Here is a 21,753-nt window from a genome sequence, read left to right as displayed (position 1 = left end):
CCCTCTCCCCGCGTGCGGGGAGAGGGTGAGGGTGAGGGGCAGTCGCAAAAAAGACGCCATCCGCATCACCCCATCTTCCCCGGATTGAAAATCCCCGCAGGATCGAACTTTTCCTTCACGCGCGCCGACAGCAGCGCAATCGCTTCCGCCTGCGGCTGAAAAGACGGCGTTTCCGCCCGGGCGGCCCGTGTTGCGCGCAGCAGCGTGGCATGGCCGCCGCCCAGAGCGTGGATAAAGCGGCGGACGAGATCGCCTTCAGGCTCTGCTTCCATGCGCATCCAGACGAGCCCACCCTGCCAATCATAATAGGCATCGACGCCCGCTTCGAGCCGCAGTGCCGCGACGAGCTGGTGACCAACACTGGGAGCGACCGACACGCGCCAGACTGGGCGCATCGTCCCGTCTGCATAGGGCTTCACATCGCGGATTTCGCGCCACAGCCGGTGACTTTCAGCCTCGGCAAGCCGCATCACCGGACCAAGGCGGCGCATGGCGGAGGCCAACTTCTCTGCCCTGACGGAGACAGACCCAGCGAGACCTTCGATGCGCAGGGCCGTCGCCCCTCCTTGCGGCAATTGGCCATCCAGAAACGTCCAGGCGACGGTCGGTGGAAGATGCGCCGCGCCGGACACATCGAGCGGCAACGCCATGACGGCCGCCATGGCGTTTGCCGCCTCGGCATCATTGAGGCCAGACACGATGATCGTCTCCTGCGTCTTCGGTCGCGGCGGCACACGGAAGGTGACCTCCGTCAGAAGACCGAGCGTGCCGTGCGAGCCAGCCATCAGCTTGACCAGATCGAGGCCCGTGACATTCTTCATCACCCGTCCGCCGGCCTTGACGATCTCGCCCTTACCATTGACAAAGCGGACGCCGAGCAGGCTGTCGCGTGCGGCTCCGCTTACGAACCGCCGCGGCCCGGAGACATTTGCGGCGAAGACGCCACCAATCGTCGGCTCGCCCTCGGTGTCCAGCAACGGCCGATGATCCATCGGTTCGAAGGCGATCATCTGACCGCTTTCGACCAGCGCCGCTTCGATGTCGGCAACCGGCGTTCCGGCCTGCGCTGTTATCACCATCTCACCCGGATTATAGGCGACGATTCCCGTAAGCTCACGCGAGCATAAAGTCGCCTCTGCGGCGACGGCATTGCCGAAACCAGCGCGGGTATTTCCGCCAACGACGGCTAGCGCTGCGCCGCGCGCCGCATGGTCGCGGATGATGGCTGCCGCCTCATTCTCGGTCTTCGGTTGATATTCTCTCATCCTGCGTTACGACCGTCCAGCGGGAAGACTTTGGAAGGGTTCAGGATCCAGGCCGGATCAAAGGCAGCGCGCACCGACATCATCTGAGCAAGATCGACTTCCGAAAATTGGTGCCGCATCAGGTCGCGCTTCTCGATGCCGACGCCATGCTCCCCCGTCAGGCAGCCGCCGGCATCGACACAGAGCCGGAGAATGTCGTTGCCCGCCGCTTCCGCCTTGGCAGCATCTTCGGGATCATTGGCGTTGAACAGGATCAACGGATGCATGTTGCCATCGCCGGCATGAAAGACATTGGCGACGCGCAGGCCGTAACGGTCGACGATTTCAGAGGTCTTTTTCAGGACATAAGAGAGCTGGCTGAGCGGCACCGTACCGTCCATACAGATATAGTCGGCGATGCGGCCGGTGGCGCCGAATGCGGACTTGCGCCCTTTCCAGATTAGCGCCGCCTCGGTCGCCGATTGACACTCGCGCACAGTCTTCACGTTGTGGGTGCGAGCGATCTCGACAATGCTTTTCAGCATGTCGTCCATCTCCGCTTCCGACCCCTCGACCTCGATGATCAGCAGCGCCCCGACATCCAGGGGATAGCCGGCCTGGGCGAAAGCCTCGCAGATTTCGATCGCCGGCTTGTCCATGAACTCGATGGCGACCGGAATGATGCCGGCGGCAATGACATCGGCAACACAGGCGCCTGCCTGCTCCGAGGCATCGAAGCCGAACAGGACCGGCCTGGCGCCTTCCGGCTTGGCTATCAGCCGTACCGTTGCTTCGGTGATGACGCCAAGCTGGCCCTCCGAGCCGCAGACAAGTCCAAGCAAGTCGTAACCCGCCGCATCCAGCGCCTTGCCGCCCAAGTCGATCACCGAGCCGTCGGTCAGCACCAGTTTGACGCCGAGCAAATTGTTGGTGGTGACGCCGTATCTGAGGCAGTGCGCGCCGCCGGAATTCATCCCGATATTGCCGCCGATCGTGCAGGCGAGCTGAGAGCTCGGGTCAGGTGCATAGAAGAAACCATCCGCGGAGACGCTTTCGGAAATATGCAGATTGGTAACGCCGGCCTGCACCGTCGCTGTGCGGTTGGCGAGATCGATGTCGAGAATGCGGTTCATCTTGGAAAGGCCGACCACGACGGCGTCTTCCTGCGGAATTGCGCCGCCGGAGAGCGAAGTGCCGGCGCCACGCGGCACGACGGGAATGCCATAGCGATGACAATATTTCATCACGGCGGCGACCTCGGCCGTCGAACGCGGCAGAGCGACGGCGAGCGGCATGCGGCGATAGGAAATGAATGCGTCCGTTTCGAAGGGCACGAGCTCGCGCGGTTCATGGACCAGACATTCCGGAGGCAGGAGATCAGCAAGGTCTGCAACGATCTCGCGACGGCGGGCAAGGACATCGGCTCGCGGCGCCAGAAATGAAATGGCCTCGGCCATAGTGTTTTCCTCCTGAACCCAAATATGGGCTCCCCCTCCTTTTAACGCCATATCACGGCTACCACTTTCCCGTAATTGGCGTAAATGATAGGCATTTATGCCAAAAGAGGAACAAATAAAGCGCCATGACCAATCTAGGAGATCTAGAGATTTTCGCCAGTGTCGTCACGACCGGCAGCATGTCGCTTGCTGGCCGCGCACTCGGCTTTTCGCCGGCGGTCATTTCCAAGCGAATCAAACGCTTGGAGGATCGGCTGGGCACAAGGCTTTTGCAGCGCACGACACGGCAGATTTCGCTGACCGAGGCAGGACAGGGCTTCTACGACCGGGTACTCTCCATCCTCGCCGGACTGGAGGAAGCAGAGGCCTACATTGCCGGCCGCTCGGCCCAGATGCAGGGCACGCTGAAGATTTCAGCCCCCACCTCGTTCGGCCGACTGCATATCGCCCCACATCTGAAGGCTTTCATGCAGGCGCATCCGGACCTGGCAATCAATCTGGTGCTGACCGACGAGTTCATCGATATTGTCGGCGGCGGCTATGATCTCGCGATCCGTATTGCAGAGCTCACCGATTCAAGCCTCGTGGCCAGGCGACTGGCGCTGGTGCGCCGCGTGCTCTGCGCCTCACCCGCCTATATCGCCGCCAATGGCATGCCGGAGGACATCGATGATTTGCGCCGCCACACCTGTCTGCCGCCGCACAATAACGATCCCTGGCGGCTGGATGGACCGAAGGGCGCGCTGATTTTTCGGCCAGAAGGCAGGCTGATCACCAATTCCAGCGAAGTGGTTCGCGAAGCCGTCATTGCCGGCCTTGGCATCGCGCTGCGCTCCACATGGGATATCGGTCCCGAACTCAAGGACGGCCACCTGGTGCAGGTGCTGCCGGCCTATGAGGGCTCGCACAGCGTCACGCTCTCGGCGGTCTACCCCAGCCGCCAATTCCTGCCGGCGAAGGTGCGCGTATTTATCGATTTCCTGGCGGAACTTTATGGGCCGGTCCCCTATTGGGAGCGATAGACGGCCACTACCTCCTTGGGAGAGCGTCATCATGCCCGCTTTTGAAACCATCCGCTCCGATCTATTCGCGGCCTGGAATACACGCTTCACGATTATTCTTGGCGACATCACCAAGCTCGACGTCGACGCCATCGTCAACGCGGCAAACAGCAGCCTCTTGGGCGGCGGCGGGGTGGATGGCGCCATCCATCGCGCCGCCGGACCGGAATTGCTGGCAGAATGCCGGACATTGAACGGCTGCAAGACCGGACAGGCCAAGATCACCAGCGGATACCGCCTGTCGGCAAAGCATGTGATCCATACCGTCGGTCCCGTCTGGAATGGCGGAGGGCGTGGCGAAGACGATTTGCTCGCAAGCTGCTATCGCAACAGCCTCGGCCTTGCCAAGGATCACGGCCTCAAAACCATCGCCTTTCCGGCCATTTCTACCGGCGTCTACCGTTTCCCCACCGAGCCCGCCGCGACGATCGCGACGCGCACCGCCGTCGCCGGGAGCATCGGCGGCAATTTCGACGAAATAATCTTCTGCTGTTTTGGCGACGAGATGGCGGCACTTTACGATCGGGTGCTGCCGAAGGCGCTAGCGAATGCTTAGTCAGTTTGCCAAGCGTTCGATGACGAGATCCAGCAGTGCGCGCAGCCGTGCCAGCCGTTTGAGATCGCGGTGATAGCCGACACAGGTATCGCGACCAGGTGGAGCTTCGCCAATATCCACCCGTTCGATGCCGGCGACCGCGTCGCCGAGAGGGCGAGGCAAGACAGCGAGACCGGCACCGCGGGCGCAAAGCGTAGCCTGCACCTCCCTGTTGTTGCTTCGTATCGCCACTTCGGCCTTCGGAAGCACGCGCTTCAGCCAGGCGACATCGGGCATGCCGCCGAAGGTCTGGCAGGCGGGTCAGAAAGTGCTGGTGCTTGGCGGCGCAGGCGGCGTCGGCCATGTCGCCGTGCAGATCGCCAAAGCCTTCGGCGCGAATGTCTATGCCGTCGATGGCGCCGCCAAGGCAGACTACATCCGCAGCATCGGGGCGACGGCGATCGATTGTCGCGCTCAGACCGTCGAAGACTACGTGGCAACCCATACCGGCGGCCGAGGCTTCGATCTTGTCTACGACACCATCGGCGGCACGAACCTCGACGCCGCCTTTCGAGCGGTCCGCCGCTTCGGCCATGTGGTCAGTGCCCTTGGCTGGGGAACGCATGTATTGGCACCGCTATCCTTCAAGGCCGCCAGCTACTCCGGCGTCTTCACGCTGCTGCTGCTACTCACCGGCGAGGGCCGGGATCATCATGGCGAGATCATGCGTGAAGCATCGAAACTGGTCGAGGCCGGCGAGCTCGTGCCCAGGCTTGATCCCCGTCGTTTCACGCTCGCCGATGTCGACAAGGCGCATGCCTTGATCGAGAACCGCCAGGCGCAGGGCAAGATCGTGGTCGAGATCGCGTGAGCGGCGTTATCGTGCCAACTCGAGATAGGCCGACGCCACCATGGCGTCGATATCCGCCGGAACGGGAACGATACAGGCGTCCTTGCCAAGACCACCCTTTGCCACGCGCTCCAAGCAGCGGGCTTGCAGCGCAAAGCCGAGATCCATGGATTCGACGGTATTGCCGAGGGGGCGCGGGCCGGCGAGATTGGTCATATGGCCAGCGCCGAGGATGTGGAAAGTGCGACCGTCCCGCATGCGGATGGTCTCGATATGCTCGGCCTCGTAGCGATCGACGCCGGCAACATCCGGGCTGTTGCGGAAGGCCTCGACATCGATCTCGTGCGGGAAGTGACCGCCGTTCATCAGGATCGCACCATCCTTGATCAGCGGCAGGTCGGCCGCGGTGACGACAGCGGGACAGCCGGTAACGGTGATGAGGATATCGGCGGATCGGATTGCCTCGGCGCGCAACGGCGTGACGAAGCCGTCCAGATGCGCCTCCAGCGTCGTCACCGGATCGATATCGACGGCGCTGACCGTGGAAAAGGCGTTGCGGAAACAGGCCGCCGTGCCCTTGCCGCAGGCGCCGTAACCGAAAACGGTGACGCGCTTGCCGTTGGTCGACCGGTTGGTGAAGCGCAGATAGCTTTCGAAGAGGCTCTGGCCGACCGCGTGCTTGTTTTCGGCGAACTGTTTGATCGGGCTATCATTGATGACGAGGATCGGCATGGCCAGCTTGTCGCGCATTGGCAGCAACCGGGTGCGGCCGGATGTCGTCTCCTCGGTGCCTCCCAAAATATTTGCATAGGGTCGCTCGGCAATGCGGGCGAAGAGATCGCCGCCATTGTCGAGCAGCAGATCTGGCTTTTTCGCCAGAATGGCGTCAAGGCTGGCGCCGTGCTCGGCGGCATCGGTGGTCTGCATGGCAACAACGGTGATGCCCTGCGCACGTAAATAATCGACGGTTTCCGGCTGGGTGCTGTTGAGATTGCCGGTGCAGACGAGGCCTGCGCCGCCGGCCCGCAGCGTCATCAGCAAGGCCACCGTCTTGGGTTCAAGATGGATACCGGTTCCGATTGTCAGGCCGGCAAATGGTCGGGTCCGGCTGAATTCCGCCGCCGTGGTCGCAAGCAGCCGGCAGTTCCGGGCAACCCAATCGATGCGGGAAAGAGAGGAAGGCTGATCCATAAATGCTCCTGGCTGCGGTCTGTTGTTGCCTTGGTCTCCCACGGGCAATGGCGGGCTGTCTATGGACATTGGATTGAGCGATAGGGCAGAAAAAGTGCCATATCCTATCAGCGGTGTTTTTTGAGTTCCTCAGTATTGCCAGACTGCCCCTCCCCGACCAGCCACTCCGCCAATCTCGCAAAAGCCGCGTCTTTGGCATCGCCGCTGCGGATGCCGAGGCTGTATCCGGCAGGTCTTCGGATGAAGCCAAAGGGTGCCGCCAGCGCGCCGCGATCGATGTCTTCGCCGATCGCCGTGCGGGGTGCGATGGCAATGCCGATGCCAGAGCGGGCGGCGCCGATCGACAAAAGAAGATCTTCAAATTCACGATTGCGGGCGAAACGGATGGGCGCATGGCCGCTCTCGGCGAACCAATCATCCCAAAGACGAGGCGCGGAACGGCTGGAGAGAGCGACAGCGCCGGCAAGAGCCTCGACGCCGGCCGAAAGGTCGAGGCGGGCGGCAAGGTCAGGCGCTGCCACCGGGCCGAATTCGTCTTCCATGAAGCGAATGGCGGTGATGTCAGACGCCGGCCGATATTCGCCGCCCATGATTACGGCGTCGAGATCGGGATGGCGCGCCAGCGGTTCGACTGTTGCCATGGGAATGATGTCGACATCGACCTCCGGAAGTGCAGCCTGCAGTTCGGCGACGCGCGGCATCAGCCACCAGACGGCAAAAGCCGAGGGCACGCCGAGGCGAAGCGTCCGGCGCTCACCGGCTACAACGACAGCCGAAGCTCGCGCCAGGATGCCGAAGGCGATACCGACGGAGTCGGCAAAGGTCCTGCCCTTCTCGGTCAGCACCAGCCGGCGGCCATCGCGCTGGAACAAAGCAATGCCGAAAAAGGTTTCCAAGACGGCAAGTTGCTGGCGTATAGCACCACGCACCACACCGAGTTCGTCAGCTGCTTTCAAGATGCTACCACAACGAGCAACAGCGTCGAAAGCGCGCAAGGCGTTCATCGGCGGAAGACGTCGCGGCGGAGAGCGTTCAGACATAACGGAGATTTAGCTTATTTGCCGGCATGATAGGAAGAGCTAAGCAGTGACTACGCCATCTGCGGCATAGGAATAGCATTCAATGTCGCTTTCAGCATAGTCACTGACGAATATCGGAGGCCGACTCCTCATGTTTTTATTTATTGAGGCCTCAACAAAAGTGTGGGGAAATACCATATAAGGCCATATGGAATGCACTTTTTTTCCATGTAATGGTATTATACCACTGATTCTAAAATCAAACTTCTAAAGGTGCCCCCACAATTGGCCATTCTCACCCGTATCGCAAATGATGTGCAGCTGATGTTTCGGCGCCCGCCGCGACAGCAATATGCTGCGCTCTGTTATCGGGTGAAGAAGAAAACGGGTGAGCTGGAAGTGCTGCTGCTGACTAGCCGCGACACCGGTCGTTGGGTCATTCCCAAGGGCTGGCCGATGCCGGGCAAGCTGTCGCATGAAGTGGCGGCCCGTGAGGCCCTTGAGGAAGCCGGCGTGCGCGGCACGGTGGAAACCGAGCCATTGGGCGCATTCAACTATCCCAAGGTTCTGAAGGACGGCATCCAGGTGCCCTGCCGTGTGCAGGTCTATGCGCTGGACGTCAGCGACCTCGCTAAGAATTTCAAGGAAAAGGGCGAGCGTTCGATCGAGTGGGTCTCCTGCGCCGAAGCGGTCAAGCGCGTCCGTGAACCGGAATTGCGTGACCTCATCCTCGCCTTCGAGCAGCGGATGACGGCAAAACCCGCCGTGGTAGTGGCCGAGTAAGCCGCAACATAGTCCCAACAAATTACGCCGGTATAACTGCCAAACATTGCGTGGGCTGCCAGGCGGCGAAAGTCCATACATTTCGACTTAGAGAATGGCATGTTCGACGATCGATCGGCGACACCGACAAAACGCACACTGGACAAGGATCTCGACAAGGTCACCTATGTCGAGGATGCGGCTTACCATGTCACGAAGCAGTTGATCGCCCCGAGTATCGGCCTGATCTTCCTTGGCCTTGCCATGAGTTTTGCCGGGATCCATGTGCTGAACCAGCCGGGCGCAACGCTGGTCATTGCGGCCGTGGCGCTTGCAGGCTATATGGCCATGAATATCGGCGCCAAGGACGTTGCCAACAATGTCGGCGCGGCGGTGGGCGCGCGCGCCATTACCATGACACAGGCTCTGGTCATGGCGGCAATCTTCGAAATTCTGGGCGCCACGATCGCGGGCGGACCGGTCATCAAGACCATCTCCTCGCACATTATTGATACCGACCGTATCTTCACCAGCGGCAAGATCGCCTGGCTGATGATGGCAGCGCTTTTGGCAGCGGCACTCTGGATCAATTTCGCCACCTGGATGAAAGCGCCGATTTCGACGACGCATGCGATCGTCGGCGCCGTCGTCGGCGCAGGCGCCGCCGCCGTCGGGCCAAAGATGGTCAATTGGAGCGTGATGGCGGCCATCTCGGCCGGCTGGGTCGTTACGCCGCTTCTCGGCGGTGCGATCGCAGCCGGCATTCTGTTTTTTATCGAGACCTTCATCGTCTATCGCGACGACAAGATCGCGGCCGCCAGATATTGGATCCCTATCCTGATCGGCCTAATGGCCGGTGCCTTCACCGCCTATCTAGTCCTGCAGCTCAGGCCCGGCGACACGGTCGCAGGATTCTCGACCATGGCGATCGGTGTAGGCGTCGGCTTGGTGACCTGGTTCGGTGCAAGACCGTTGGTAGCGGCACAGTCCGTCGGTTGCGAAAACAAGAATAGCTCGCTGCGGAAGCTCTTCCGGCTGCCGCTGATCTGTTCGGCGGCGCTGATGTCCTTTGCGCATGGAGCCAACGATGTCTCCAACGCTGTTGGCCCGCTGGCCGCGATCGTGCGCAGCGTCGTCCCAGGTGGCAGCCTCGATGTCATTGGAGGCGCGGCCACATCTACCGCACCCTATTGGGTAGTATTGATCGGCGGCTGCGGCATCTCCGTCGGCGTGCTGCTTTACGGTCCGCGTTTGATCCGCCTCGTTGGCGAGCAGATCACCAAGCTCAACCCGATGCGCGCCTATTGCGTGGCGCTGTCGGCGGCTCTCACCGTCATCGTCGCCTCCTGGTTCGGCCTGCCCGTCAGCTCCACCCATATCGCTATCGGTGCGGTCTTCGGCGTAGGCTTCTTTCGTGAATGGTCCACCAGCCACTCGACGCGCCGCATTGCCTGTATGCGCAGGAAGGCCGATGCCTCTGGGTTCGAATGGAGCGAGCTGGAAGAAGCCCGCGAGCATAATCCTGACGAAATCCATCGCCGACGTCTCGTGCGCCGCTCGCATTTCATGACCATCATCGCTGCCTGGTCCATCACCGTCCCGGTGTCGGCCATGCTTGCAGCCGCGGTATATTGGGCTATGGTCGCGCTCTTCATTTAAGGGATTACCCATGCGCGCCAATTTCCGCATGCAGCGGCTGTTCGTGGTTTCGGATATCAGGGCAAATGCCGGCATCGAGGCTGATCGGGACCAATTCAACTATCTCGCCAACGTGTTGCGCATGGAGGACGGCGCCGAGCTGTTGATCTTCAACGGCCGCGACGGCGAATGGAAGGCCCGCGTCTCTTTTCCCTCGCGCAAGCATATCCTGCTGACGCCTGTCGAAGAGACACGAGCGCAGCCCGCCCCATCCGACTTGCACTATCTCTTTGCACCACTGAAGGTCGGGCGGCTCGACTATCTCGTGCAGAAGGCGGTGGAGATGGGCGCTGGGCTGCTACAGCCGGTGATGACGCAGCACGTGCAGGGCAAGATCACCAATCTCGATAAGCTCAAGGCCAACGTAATCGAAGCGGCGGAGCAATGCGGCATTCTCGGTGTTCCCGACGTGGCCGAGCCGGTAAAGCTTGCCGATCTCTTGACGCGCTGGCCGAAAGAGCGCCGCATCATCTATTGCGACGAAGGCGATGCTGGACAGAACCCGCTGCCGCTTCTGGCAGAGGTCAAGGAGAAACATCTGGCGCTGCTGGTCGGCCCGGAGGGCGGATTTTCGGAAGAGGAGCGCATGCTGCTGCGAGGCCTTGATTTCGTCACGGCCATTCCGCTCGGTCCGCGCATTCTGCGCGCCGATACGGCAGCCGTGGCGGCCATGGCGGTGATCCAAGCGGCGATCGGGGACTGGAACTAGCTTCCTGCGTCCGACAATGGTTGTTCAGCCCGCCAATGCGAGCGCGGTCGTGATGATAAGCGTGCTTGCCAGCGAAATGTTTACGATACGCGAAATGGTCGGGTTCTGAAGGAAACGGGACAGCGAGGTCCCGACCAGAAGCCAGCACAGGTGAATGATCACGATCATCATGCTCAGCAGCACGATCTTACTCACAGCATCCAGCGCGCCCCGGTCCTTGAAAAGGCTGACCCCGGCAAAGACGGCGGCGATCGCCAGATAAGCCTTGGGATTGGCGACCGCCAGCAGAAAACCGCCAGCGAAAGCAGGCGTGGCGGCCTGGTCGCTGCGGCCGGCGAGCGGCGGAGCAGTGGCAATTCTATAGGACAGATAGAAGATGTAGACGGCGGAGACGACGGTAAGCGCCAAGGCGCCATGCGGCACCGACAGTAAAATCGCGAAGACTCCCGCCGCGACGGCCAACAGCACGACAATCGTGCCTGCGATCAGACCGAAGACGTAGCCGATCGACCGGCGGAAACCATAGACGGCGCCAACCGCCGTAGCGCTGATGGTGGACGGACCCGGGCTGCCCATGATCACAAGAGAAGCGAGAAGCAGCGTCAGGATCGGATAAAGTTCAGTTTTCTCGAACATCGATATGCCCTCCCGTCGTCAAGGGAAGGGAAGGCTATTTCGAACGTTGGTTGGGAGTCTTGAACGCTTGTGCAAGCGCGCCGGTATCAGCTTCTGTCACACCGCGACCTCCAGACACAAAATGCTATTTTTTTGAACGGCTCTTGAAAGAAATTCACTTGCACCGTACCTCAATCCGCGTCAATCACCCTCCCCATTGGCCTGCGGCTTGCGCTGGCTCCCTTCCGAGATCAAGGTAATACCATGGCGCGCGACACCACCGACCAGACTCCGCTCTCTTCGGTCTCGGACATGACGGCCTATCTGGCCGCCGGGAGCAAGTCGAAGGAGCAATTCCGTATCGGCACGGAACACGAAAAATTCGTGTTTTTCCGCGCCGACAACAGTCCTGTGCCCTATTTCGGCGACGCCAGTATTTCAGCGCTCTTGCGGGGCCTGCAGAAAAAGAGCGGCTGGGATCCCATCATGGACGGCGACAACATCATCGGTCTGGGCGAGCCGACCGGCATGGGCGCAATCTCGATCGAGCCCGGCGGTCAGTTCGAACTTTCAGGTGCACCGCTCGAAAACCTTCACCAGACCTGCAAAGAATCGAACAATCATCTGGCGACATTGCGCGAAATCGCAGAGCCCATGGGCATACGCTTCCTCGGCATTGGCGGCAGCCCGAAATGGACGTTGGCTGAAACGCCGCGCATGCCGAAGTCCCGCTACGAGATCATGACCCGCTACATGCCGAAGGTCGGCACCAAGGGTCTCGATATGATGTATCGCACCTGCACGATCCAGGTAAACCTCGACTTCGCGTCGGAAGAGGACATGCGCCGCAAGATGCGGGTGTCAATGAAGCTGCAATCGCTGGCGACCGCGCTGTTTGCTTCCTCACCCTTTAGCGAAGGCAAGCCGAACGGACTTTCCTCCTGGCGCGGCGACATCTGGCGCGACACCGACAACCGCCGCAGCGGCCTGCTCGACTTCACCTTCGGCGACGACTTCGGCTTTCATGACTATGTCGAATGGGCGCTGGACGTTCCAATGTATTTTGTCGTCCGCGATGGACGCTATCACGATTGCACCCATGTCACCTTCCGCCAGTTCATGAACGGCGCGCTGAGGGGCGAGATCGCCGCTTGGGAGCCGACGATGGGTGACTGGACGAACCATCTTTCCACCCTCTTCCCGGACGTGCGCCTCAAGCGCTTCCTGGAAATGCGCGGCGCCGACGGCGGTCCTTGGCGCCGTATCTGTGCATTGCCGGCCTTCTGGGTCGGCCTGCTTTATGACGACGAGGCGCTGACGAGTGCCGACGAGCTCACCAAGGACTGGACTTTCGAAGAGGTCAATGCTCTGCGCGATGTCGTGCCGGTGCAGGGCTTGAAAGCCGGTATCAAGGGCCATGGCCTGTTCGATGTGGCGCGCGAGGTCATCGGCATTTCCCGCACCGGCTTGAAGAACCGTGCCCGACTGAACGGCGACGGCCTGGACGAAAGCGTCTTCCTGGCGCCGCTCGATGAAGTTCTCGCCAAGAAGGGCACGCTCGCCGACGATCTGCTGATGCTCTATCACGGCCGCTGGAACCAATCGGTCGAGCCGGTCTTCGAGGAATATCAATACTGACAGCCGGATTCGGCCTGGATTGTTGCGGCGCACACCGACAGAAACCGGTATGCGCCATCTTTTTTCCCGCTATACTACTGGGATTGCATGCCTTCTGATTCTGAAGCGGCATGATTGCGGGGAAAGGGACTTCGATGCTGCCACTCTTCGACATGATGATGCAGGCACAGAACGGCGCCGCCACCGAGGCCATGGCTAAGCAGTTCAACCTCGCGCAGGAACAGGCGACAAAAGCCATGGCGGCGCTTATGCCCGCCTTTTCTTCGGGGTTCAAACGCAGCGCGACGAACCCCTATAATTTTATGAGCGTGATGCAGGACATCACCTCCGGCAGCTATGCCAAATATTTCGAGGATATGAGCAAGGCCTTCACGCCGGAGGGCATTGCGGACGGCAATAACGTCTTGGCACGGCTGTTCGGCTCCAAGGAAGTATCTCGCGCCATTGCCGCGCAGGCCGCGCAGATGACCGGCATCGGCCAGGAGATTTACAAGCGCATGCTGCCCGTCATGGCCAACACGCTGATGGGCGGCCTGTTCAAGGAAACCAGCGGCCAGATGCCGCAGATGACCAATCCCTTCCTCAACACGTCCATGGGTGAGATGATGCAGAACTGGCTGCAGACCATCGGCTTTGCGCCAAAGCAGCAGCCGACACCGCAGGCAAGCATCTTTGACAACCCCTTCACCCAAGCGATGGAGCTGATGTTCGGCGCCCAAGCTGTCGAGCACGAAAAGCCGGCCGCGGCCGGCAACCCTTTCCTCGACAATCCTTTCGCCAAGGCATTTCAGGACATGATGCGCAACTTCCCGATGCCCGCGGAGCCGCCGAAGGAAGAACCAAAGGCCAAGCCCGCCATCCCTGGCGTCGACATGGCGGCCTATACCGAGATGTTCAACGCCATGTTCGACAGCGGCCTGGAAGTGCAAAAGACCTATCAGAAGAACATGGAAGCGATTTTCGACAGCTACATGCAGACGGAAAGCAAGCCCGCGCCGAAACAGAAGTAGAGCGCGGCGCTTGATGCTCTCGATGCGGCAGGCGGCGGCGTCCCAATCGCCACCGCGTGTCGATGTCTGTGGCTACTGCGCCGTCACGGGCTGAAGCGCCGGGATGATTGTGACCGGCGGCGGGTTCCATTTGCCGGTGAGAGCTTCCGCTTTCGGGCCATAGAGACTTGTCGTCAGATTGAACGGTCCTGCCGGCGCAGGTAGCCGGTTGGCTTCCTGTTGCTTTCCCGGGTTGGTATTCCGAAGGTAGAGGTCGAGCGAGCCGTCAGGGTTGTATTGAAAAGGCATCGAGCTGCTTACAGCGAAACGGTTCAAGTCATTGGCGACCTGAAATCCATCGGAGTCGTAAAGGGTGATCGGACCAGAATGCATTGACGGGCGGCAGAGCAACTTTTTCGAAGTGGATCGTGTAACGGTTCGCGCCCGTCAGTGGATCGCGGTATTCGCAAGTCCCGGGAGCGCAGGTTTTCAGGCAAGCATTTCGTTCTACGGTCGATGTCCCCACGACCGCAAACTCGGGTCGCGGCCCTCGGGCTGTCATCCGCCACATGAACCATCGGTTGAAATAGTAATGACTAATAAAATGATCTATCAATCTCCTTTTGGGCAGGCTTGGTCTGACTTGGCTCAGAACTACACTCGCTTGCTCGCCCCAAACGATGATCGCGCTGCATTGACGTGGTGCAAAATTCTGTCTATCTCTAGCTGCATGAATATCGCAATTGCTCTCGTAGTGGTGATAGCGCGCATGGGCGGGATGGCATAGCTGTCCGGCGAAAGCACCCATGCGCGGTAAGCAGGCTCCTGACGGGGCCTTTTTTTATGCCAGGATTTCGGGCTGCGCCTCGTCGGACTTTCACAAAATCCCACTGACAAAACGGACGAGACCATGACCAGCGATAACCCCATTCATACGTCGCACACGCAAATCACCAAAAAAGCAGCCGCAGCTTCGAGGAGCGCGCCACCCCGACTAACAACCCTCATCTTGCTGTCGGCACTGTCCGTGCTGCCAGTGAACATGATCCTGCCGTCGCTGCCAAAGATTGCCGGTACTTTCCACGCCGATTACGCGCTCGTCAACCTTACGGTTGCCGGCTATACAATCGTTACCGCCCTGATAGAAGTCGTCGCTGGTACACTATCGGATCGTTATGGGCGTAGGCCGGTCGCATTGATCGCTGTCTCCATTTTCATCGTCGCGTCGGTTGGCTGCGCGTTTGCCGCCAATATCGACGTTTTCCTCGTCTTTCGAGCGATGCAAGCGTCGATCGGTGCCTGTTTTTCCGTGGCCCTCGTCGTTGTCACGGAAACATCAGGCGAAGGCGGAGCGGCAAGCAGAATTGGCTACGCCTCCATGGGATGGGCGATTGCCCCCATGGTCGGCCCCCTGTTTGGGGGATTGTTGGATGGTCTATTCGGATGGCGGGCGGTGTTCATTGTCATGGCTATCCTTGGTACGGCTGTCCTCGTTTTGTGCGTGCGCGAACTGTGGGAAACCGCGCCGCGCGCATCGAGACCGGTTGCGAACTACTTCATCTCCTATGCGCGACTCCTTAGCTCGGCGCGATTCTGGGCCTATACGTTGTGCATGGCCTGCTCCATGGGAACGCTTTATATCTTCCTGGGAGGTGCGCCTTTGGCATTTGCCCAGTCGCTCGGCGGATCAAGTGCGACACTGGGCTTCTACATGGGACTGGTACCCGCCGGCTTCATCCTGGGTAGCTATCTGGCTGGTCGCTATACCTCGCGAAATGCGCTGAGCACCATCCTCATCCTCGCGCGCATTTTCACATGCACGGGGCTCTTGGTTGGACTGGCTCTCTCGATGTCGGGCACCGCTCTCGTTCTTGCATTCTTTGGACCCTGCATGTTCATCGGCATTGGTAATGGGCTGACCATGCCTGCCGCCAATACGGGCGTGCTGTCGGTGCGCCCCGATCTTGCCGGCACCGCTGCGGGCCTGTCTGCTGCAATGAGACTCGCTGGAGGAGCGCTCATAGGCGCGATCGCCGGTCTGTTTCTTGCTCGGTCAAATACAACTTATGCGCTATTAATCATGATGCTCGCGTCGGCTTCGCTCGCATTGTTTGCGGCATGTTGCGTAGCTTTTCTCGATCGACGTGCTTGTGAGCCGGTTTCCTAGCGGACGGCCGCTTTCCATCAACTCTGACATCGGGGTTTGTCGCGCAATTCCCAGATATGGCGGCCGGCCGCAGCGCGGAATATCGCTGCGTCCGGTCGCGGACCACTCAGACCGGCCGTGTCCGGCTATCGGATCCGCAGGAGCCGGTCTGGCTCATCGACTCGTGGCCGCGTCTTGGTTGCGAAACGCCGCCTCCCCAGCATCCGACACCTCAACCCACTTCTTATCGGGTACGGCGTCTGCGGCGTAGCTATCGTGCCAGTTCCACCACTTGTAGGTCGGGGTCTGAGGATAGCCCTCGGGCGATTCCTCCCAGAGCTCCTGCCGGCCCAGCGGCGTAATGTCGAGGTAGTTCCAGGTACCACCCATCTGCTCGTCGCCGCGGTTGTTGATGAAGTAGGTGCGGAACACGCGGTCGCCGTCGCGGTAGAACACGTTGGTGCCGTGCCACTCGTCCACATCGAAGTCGGCGTCGAAGCTGTCCGTGATAGTGAACCAGGGTATACCTTCCCAGCCCATCTTAGCCTTCAGCCGCACGATGTCCGCTCGAGGTGCACGCGAGACGAAAACGAGGGTGGTGTCACGGGCATTAAGGTGGGCGAGATGAGCGACCTGGTCAGCCACCATGGAACAGCCCCGGCAGGCATGGTCGGGCCAGCCGAATACGCCCGGCTCGAAGAAGGCGCGGTAGACGATAAGCTGACGCCGACCTTCGAAGAGGTCGAGCAGACTGACCTTACCCGCGGGCCCCTCGAACGCATAGGTCTTCTCCACCGCCATCCATGGCATTCGCCGGCGCTCGGCGGCCAAAGCGTCACGGGCGCGGGTCTGGGCCTTTTCCTTCACGAGTAACCCCCGCCGGGCCGCTTCCCACGCTTGCGCCGACACGACCGGTGGTGTGTGCATGGCAGGCCGTCCGTCTTTCCGTCCGTTCTCGGTTGATATAGTCATGGCTTTGAAACCTCCTATTTTGGGCGAATATTCGCGCCTCGTCACCGAAGCGCGGTTCCAATGGCTGCGCATTGCTCGCTATTGGTCATGAAATAGTCTGGCATCGGGAGTCGAACAGGTGGGAGTAACAAGTGTGGCGGCATTCCGCCGGGAGGTGGTGGTTACGGCCAAAAACCGGAGCCGAAAATCAGTTGCTACCAACAGCTTGTTTTACTTATTCCGTAGCCTCGATAGCCTGCCGCGGAGACAATTCGAGCCGGCCGGTTATCTTGATACCCTCCAAAAACACCTCATCGTGACTAACAACCAGGAGCGCGCCGTCATATGCGCGCAAGCCCGCCTCGACTACGGCGATCGAATCGATATCGAGATGATTTGTCGGCTCGTCGAGGATCAGGAGCGACGGTGGCGTCGATCCGCCCAGGACGCAGGCGAGACCGGCGCGCAGCAACTGCCCGCCACTTAGCGTGGACACGATCTGAAGCGCCGCGTCGGCCCTGAACATGAACCGGGCAAGCGCTGCCCGGCAGGCATTTTCATCCGCCAGCGGGTTCATCCGCCGGAAATTGTCGCGGATCGAGAGCGACGGATCGAGAAGACTTACCTGTTGGTCGAGAATGGAAACCGCGGTCATGATGCGGATAGTCCCGGCCCACGGCTGCAACACTCCGGAGATAAGCGCCAGGAGCGTCGTCTTGCCCGAACCGTTCGGCCCGGCAAGGGCAATGCGCTCCGGCCCAATGATCTCAAAAGAGAGATCGCTGATGATCGGCTGGCCGGGATGATAGCCAGCCGTCGCGCTGTCGATCTTCAGAACGACCTTGTTCGCCGGCAGTCCGGTCGACGGAAGCTTGACCGACAGAGGCTGGAGGATTTCGATGCGCCCGCGGGCGGCGGCGGCGTCTTCAAGCGCCTGCGTGCGCCGACGTTCGGCAAGGCGGGTATTTTCGCCCCCCGTCATTTCGCTCCGCTCCTTCAGCCCGCCTAGCATGATGCGCGGTGTGCCGCCCTTGGCGGCATTCCTCTTGCCGGTGCCATCGCGTCGCGCTTGCCGTTCCACCGTTGCCTGTGCACGGCGGGCAACCTCGACAACGCGCTTTTCGGCATCGGCGAGATCGTGTTCGGCGGCCGCAAGTTCGAGGGCCTTGCGCTCGCGATACTGGCTCCAGTTGCCGCCATAGCGCGTGGCACCGAGCGAGGTCAGTTCGACGATGGCATCCACAGTGTCGAGCAATTCCCGGTCGTGGCTGACGACGATTGCGCCGGCCCGCCAGTTCGCAAGCAACTCGATCACGGCTTCGCGGCCCTCGCGATCCAGATTGTTCGTCGGCTCGTCCAGAACGAGAAAATCTGGTTCGGCGAAGATCAGTGCGGCAAGGCCGGCGCGCGTGCGCTGTCCGCCAGATAGCGCGGCGAGAAGTGTGCCGGGCGCTGCATCGAGCCCGGCACGATCGAGAGCGGAAGCGATACGCGTTTCCAGTGTCCAGTCCGCTGAAGCAAGTTCCTCGGCTGTTGCCTCACCCGCCTCGGCCCGACGGAGAGTAGCCAGCGCTCCGCTCGCCTGGAACAGATCAGCGACAGTTTCGTCCGGCTCCACTCGAACGCTTTGGCGCAGAATGCCGAGACTGCCGCCGAAAGATACCGCCCCGGACCGAGGCTGCAGCTCACCGGCAATGAGTTTGAGAAGGGTGGTCTTGCCAACACCGTTGCGGCCGACGAAGCCGGTGCGCTCGGCGCCGAAAGTCAGATCAAGATTTGAGAAAAGCGATCGGCCGTCAGGCGTGGACCACGAGAGATTGGACAGGATGATGGATGCAAGCATAGATATGGTATTCCCCGGTTACAAAGCAAATTGGCGTTGTGATCGGGTTGGAATCCATTCTGGCACACATCCTGTTGGAACGACTGATGGTCGGTAGTCTAGGTGACGATCGGCTTCGGTTCAAGGCCAGTTTAGAGTGTATCGAGGAAGCGGATGACGCGGCTCCATGTGAGATCGGCCGCCTTGGCATCGTGGTCGGGCAGGCTGGGATCGGTATAGAGATGGCCAGCGCCCGGGTAGGTGAAGAGATCGGCCGCGATCTGTGATCGTTCGGCTAAGGACCGCCAGCGAGCAACATCCTCCGCAGGCTCGAAACGATCCGGATCGGCAAGATGGACCTGCACCGGCAAGCCCTTTCGCGCGTTTTCCGAGATTTGGGCGATGCTATGAATGAAAAGCATGCCGGCGGCCTGGGGCCGCATCGGCCAAAGACTTGCCGCAACAGCCGCGCCCATGGAGAAGCCACCGAGAACCGTTGACGGCGGCAGGCCCGCCATCGCCCATTCGGCCCGTTCGCAGATGGTCGCCCAGCCAATCTCATCCTTCAATTCGAAGCCTTCGTCGATCGAGCTGGCGACCCAGCCGTCGTAGAGATCCGGCGCGAACGCCTCATGCCCCGCTGCCTGCAGGCGCTCGACGGCGTCCAGTTCAAGAGGGCACAGCCCGTAAACGGAATGGAAAAGCACCACTGTCGCCACTATCACAGCCTCCGGATTTAGCTCGGTCGTAACATAAGGCATTCGAAAGACATGGCAATTTCCCCGATCGTCTTTCCGCGCTGCCAAAAGAAAAAACCCGGTGTCGGTACTGAGCCGAACACCGGGTAAGAGGCAGGGCTTATTGGCTATCACCCTGCGGGGAAACGATTAATCGCCCTCAACGACGGAAGTTGTTGAGGCCGAGGAAGCGCATGCGACGACGCGCAGAGTTGGTTAGATAGCTGGACGGGTCCTCGAAGAAGGTCGAGGTGTTGAGCGCAGATTCGACGTCAAGGCGCGTCAAACCGATGTCCATCAGTTGGTAGTCGTTCAGCTCATTCAGATAATTGATCTCGCGGCGATTGCGGATTACGCGCCAGACGGATGCCATCTTATCGAAAGCAAGCGTCAGGCGTGCCGTCAAAGGCAGCGACGGCCTTGCGTGGCCGAGATGTAGTGTCCGATCTGTCGTGCGCATTTCAATGGTCCTTTCGTTCAGGCACACGCTAGCCATGCCCCTTCCCGGAGAACCGAAGAAGGAGCGTGGTTGGGAGGAATTCGGTAGGAGGTCTGCCGGTTGGTATGCTGATTTGCATTAGGAAGATGCCAAAGCCCTATTGATCAGTCCAACGAATGTTTCTAATGATAATTATCAAACTCCTTTATAGGTGAGATCATGGCCGCGCCGCTTGATATTGATCAGTTGCAGACCTTCATCGCCATTGTGGATTCGGGCAGCTTCACCAAAGCTGCCGATCGGGTATTCAAGACGCAATCGGCGGTCTCCATGCAGATGCGCCGGCTGGAAGAACGAGTAGGCAAACAGCTATTCATCAAGGACGGCCGCGGCAACCGGCTGACCGCGGAAGGCGAGAAGCTGCTCAACTATGCGCGCCGCATTATCCGCCTGAACAATGAAGCGATCGCTGCTTTCGACGACAACAGGCTCGAGGGCACGCTGCGCATCGGAACGCCGGACGATTATGCCGACCGCTATATGCCCGAGATCATCGGCCGCTTCGCCAAGACGCATCCGAATGTCGAGCTCTATATAGTTTGCGAGCCCTCGGTTGATCTGGCCGAACGCATGCATCGCGGCGAGCTCGATATCGCGCTTGTCACCCATAATCCGCGCGAGAGAATGTCTGATGTCGTGCGCACGGAGCCGCTTTGCTGGGTCGGCTCGGCCAATCATCCACTGCGCGACGATGCACCGATTCCGCTTGCCGTCGGGAGGCGTGACTGTCAGTGGCGGCAACTTGCGTGCTCGGCGCTCGATGCCGGCGGCCGAGACTACCAGATCCTGTTTACCAGCTGGTCCTGTACGGTGGTTGCCGCTGCGGTCCTTGCTGGCATGGCGGTATCGGTCATGCCGGAATCGGCACTTCGCACCGGCATGAAGGTCCTGAGCCAGGCAGACGGCTTCCCGCCGCTGCCGCCGGTGCAGATCGGCATCATGAAGCGGCCGGGCCTTTCGGTATCGCTGATGAATGCCATCACCGCCCATATCTCCGCCTGCCTGGATAACATCACACCAGCGGCGGTCGATGACGATCTCGATGGCGATGTGAAAAGCTTTACCCGCTACTATCCGCGCCTGCGCGCCGGACATATTCTGCCGGGCTGGTGACGCTGAGGCCTAGGCAATAAGGAATAGCTTACCTAGTGCCTATTGCCGGGCTCGGCAAACAGTGTCGCGCGGATCACCTGCTTCCATTCGTTGAGCATGCGGATGGCGAGGCTTTTTTCGTTCATGATCGCGAGGCGGACGGAGGCGCCGATGAGGTGGCTGAAGAGCTGGCTGCGGGCCTGCAGGTCGATTTGACTGCCGATCGGGGTATAGGCCTCGATGCCCTCCAGGAAGATTTCGGCGACACGGTTGCTATGCTCGATGTTCAGCCGCAGGAGATCTTGATCCATCTCCGTCCCGAGCCAGACACCCATATAGGTCGGATCACCGCGAAACTCGCGATAGTACCAATCGATCATGCCGCAGACGAGATCGACGGCGTGATCGAGCGATTTCACGACGGCGAATACTTCCCTCGTCTTTTGTTGGACGATAACGGCATGGCGATCGAACAGAGCTGTCACGATCGCGGCCTTCTCGGGGAAATATTGGTACACGGACCCTATCGGTACGCCGGCTGCAGTGGCAAGCTCCGTCATTGTCATGGCGCTGACGCCTTTTTCGGCAATCAGTTGTGCAGCGGCCGACAGAATGACATCGACACGATGGATGCTGCGCTCCTGTTTGGGCTGCTTGCGGAATTTGATGCGGTCGGGTGTTTCCGGGCTCATTCATTTCCCATTTCATTATCACTCGGAACAACGCCGGGGCGTGTGC

Annotated in this window: 19 protein-coding genes and 3 pseudogenes; 10 read left to right on the top strand and 12 right to left on the bottom strand. The window is 60.4% G+C overall.

Annotated elements, in window-relative coordinates; all coding sequences use genetic code 11:
- Positions 1-65: 65 nt before the first annotated feature.
- Together PY650_RS18200 and PY650_RS18195 are read right to left on the bottom strand one after the other, a co-directional pair.
- Positions 66-1,265 carry an FAD-binding protein gene (locus tag PY650_RS18200; protein ID WP_285880866.1) on the bottom strand — a complete coding sequence of 400 codons (1,200 nt, stop codon included), beginning with the start codon at positions 1,263-1,265 and terminating at the stop codon, positions 66-68.
- Positions 1,262-2,701 carry an FAD-binding oxidoreductase gene (locus PY650_RS18195; protein WP_285880865.1) on the bottom strand — a complete coding sequence of 480 codons (1,440 nt, stop codon included), beginning with the start codon at positions 2,699-2,701 and terminating at the stop codon, positions 1,262-1,264. The genes PY650_RS18200 and PY650_RS18195 overlap by 4 nt, the downstream gene beginning before the upstream one ends.
- A gap of 125 nt (positions 2,702-2,826) precedes the next feature.
- On the opposite strand from PY650_RS18195, the gene PY650_RS18190 reads away from it, so the two are divergent.
- Complete coding sequence (locus tag PY650_RS18190) at positions 2,827-3,723, top strand: LysR family transcriptional regulator (RefSeq protein WP_285880863.1); 897 nt, start codon at positions 2,827-2,829, stop codon at positions 3,721-3,723.
- A gap of 31 nt (positions 3,724-3,754) precedes the next feature.
- The gene (locus PY650_RS18185) at positions 3,755-4,318 is read left to right on the top strand and encodes an O-acetyl-ADP-ribose deacetylase (RefSeq protein WP_285880862.1); all 564 of its coding nucleotides are present in this window, start codon (positions 3,755-3,757) and stop codon (positions 4,316-4,318) included.
- On the opposite strand, the pseudogene PY650_RS18180 reads toward PY650_RS18185, so the two are convergent.
- A pseudogene (locus PY650_RS18180) lies at positions 4,319-4,609 on the bottom strand (LysR substrate-binding domain-containing protein); the annotation flags it as partial. It lies immediately after the preceding gene.
- Between the two features lies 1 nt (position 4,610).
- On the opposite strand from PY650_RS18180, the pseudogene PY650_RS18175 reads away from it, so the two are divergent.
- Positions 4,611-5,168: pseudogene (locus tag PY650_RS18175) on the top strand (zinc-binding dehydrogenase); the annotation flags it as partial.
- Positions 5,169-5,174: 6 nt separating this feature from the next.
- Here PY650_RS18175 and PY650_RS18170 read toward each other — a convergent pair.
- Complete coding sequence (locus tag PY650_RS18170) at positions 5,175-6,338, bottom strand: adenosylhomocysteinase (RefSeq protein WP_285880860.1); 1,164 nt, start codon at positions 6,336-6,338, stop codon at positions 5,175-5,177.
- Positions 6,339-6,445: 107 nt separating this feature from the next.
- Entirely contained in the window at positions 6,446-7,378 is a 933-nt protein-coding gene (locus tag PY650_RS18165; RefSeq protein ID WP_285880858.1) for a LysR substrate-binding domain-containing protein, read from the bottom strand.
- 264 nt (positions 7,379-7,642) lie between these two features.
- Between PY650_RS18165 and PY650_RS18160 the strand changes: the two genes are divergently transcribed.
- From PY650_RS18160 to PY650_RS18150, 3 genes are all read left to right on the top strand, one after another.
- A complete protein-coding gene (locus PY650_RS18160; protein ID WP_285880856.1) occupies positions 7,643-8,140 on the top strand; it encodes an NUDIX hydrolase in 498 nt (165 codons plus the stop codon).
- A gap of 99 nt (positions 8,141-8,239) precedes the next feature.
- On the top strand, positions 8,240-9,778 hold the full coding sequence (locus PY650_RS18155; protein WP_285880855.1) for an inorganic phosphate transporter: 1,539 nt from the start codon (positions 8,240-8,242) through the stop codon (positions 9,776-9,778).
- Between the two features lie 10 nt (positions 9,779-9,788).
- Positions 9,789-10,526 (top strand): 16S rRNA (uracil(1498)-N(3))-methyltransferase, encoded by a 738-nt coding sequence (locus PY650_RS18150; RefSeq protein ID WP_285880853.1) that lies wholly within the window; start codon positions 9,789-9,791, stop codon positions 10,524-10,526.
- A 24-nt stretch (positions 10,527-10,550) separates the two neighbouring features.
- Here the strand turns inward: PY650_RS18150 and PY650_RS18145 are convergent, their stop codons facing one another.
- Positions 10,551-11,162 (bottom strand): LysE family translocator, encoded by a 612-nt coding sequence (locus PY650_RS18145; RefSeq protein ID WP_285880850.1) that lies wholly within the window; start codon positions 11,160-11,162, stop codon positions 10,551-10,553.
- Positions 11,163-11,405: 243 nt separating this feature from the next.
- On the opposite strand from PY650_RS18145, the gene PY650_RS18140 reads away from it, so the two are divergent.
- Positions 11,406-12,779 (top strand): glutamate--cysteine ligase, encoded by a 1,374-nt coding sequence (locus PY650_RS18140; RefSeq protein ID WP_285880848.1) that lies wholly within the window; start codon positions 11,406-11,408, stop codon positions 12,777-12,779.
- 134 nt (positions 12,780-12,913) lie between these two features.
- Entirely contained in the window at positions 12,914-13,789 is an 876-nt protein-coding gene (locus tag PY650_RS18135; RefSeq protein WP_285880846.1) for a DUF937 domain-containing protein, read from the top strand.
- A 72-nt stretch (positions 13,790-13,861) separates the two neighbouring features.
- On the opposite strand, the pseudogene PY650_RS18130 reads toward PY650_RS18135, so the two are convergent.
- Positions 13,862-14,222, bottom strand: a pseudogene (locus PY650_RS18130) (DUF1214 domain-containing protein); the annotation flags it as partial.
- Between the two features lie 456 nt (positions 14,223-14,678).
- On the opposite strand from PY650_RS18130, the gene PY650_RS18125 reads away from it, so the two are divergent.
- Positions 14,679-15,935, top strand: a complete 1,257-nt coding sequence (locus tag PY650_RS18125) for a multidrug effflux MFS transporter (RefSeq protein WP_285880844.1) — start codon at positions 14,679-14,681, stop codon at positions 15,933-15,935.
- A 153-nt stretch (positions 15,936-16,088) separates the two neighbouring features.
- On the opposite strand, the gene PY650_RS18120 is transcribed toward PY650_RS18125, so the two are convergent.
- From PY650_RS18120 to PY650_RS18105, 4 genes are all read right to left on the bottom strand, one after another.
- Positions 16,089-16,886: a DUF899 domain-containing protein gene (locus PY650_RS18120; RefSeq protein ID WP_285880843.1), complete on the bottom strand. Its 798-nt coding sequence runs from the start codon at positions 16,884-16,886 to the stop codon at positions 16,089-16,091.
- Between the two features lie 214 nt (positions 16,887-17,100).
- Positions 17,101-18,708, bottom strand: a complete 1,608-nt coding sequence (locus tag PY650_RS18115) for an ABC-F family ATP-binding cassette domain-containing protein (RefSeq protein ID WP_285880842.1) — start codon at positions 18,706-18,708, stop codon at positions 17,101-17,103.
- Between the two features lie 131 nt (positions 18,709-18,839).
- On the bottom strand, positions 18,840-19,448 hold the full coding sequence (locus tag PY650_RS18110; protein WP_285880841.1) for a dienelactone hydrolase family protein: 609 nt from the start codon (positions 19,446-19,448) through the stop codon (positions 18,840-18,842).
- 136 nt (positions 19,449-19,584) lie between these two features.
- The gene (locus PY650_RS18105) at positions 19,585-19,884 is read right to left on the bottom strand and encodes a YjiS-like domain-containing protein (RefSeq protein WP_285880840.1); all 300 of its coding nucleotides are present in this window, start codon (positions 19,882-19,884) and stop codon (positions 19,585-19,587) included.
- Positions 19,885-20,082: 198 nt separating this feature from the next.
- Between PY650_RS18105 and PY650_RS18100 the strand changes: the two genes are divergently transcribed.
- Positions 20,083-21,036 (top strand): LysR substrate-binding domain-containing protein, encoded by a 954-nt coding sequence (locus PY650_RS18100; protein ID WP_285880839.1) that lies wholly within the window; start codon positions 20,083-20,085, stop codon positions 21,034-21,036.
- Positions 21,037-21,068: 32 nt separating this feature from the next.
- Here the strand turns inward: PY650_RS18100 and PY650_RS18095 are convergent, their stop codons facing one another.
- On the bottom strand, positions 21,069-21,707 hold the full coding sequence (locus PY650_RS18095) for a TetR/AcrR family transcriptional regulator (RefSeq protein ID WP_285880838.1): 639 nt from the start codon (positions 21,705-21,707) through the stop codon (positions 21,069-21,071).
- Positions 21,708-21,753: the final 46 nt, after the last annotated feature.

The organism is Martinezella calliandrae (assembly GCF_030272695.1).
GTDB lineage: Bacteria > Pseudomonadota > Alphaproteobacteria > Rhizobiales > Rhizobiaceae > Rhizobium > Rhizobium calliandrae.
The sequence above is the reverse complement of the archived record's forward strand: the minus strand, read 5'-3'. Positions and strand labels throughout refer to the sequence as shown.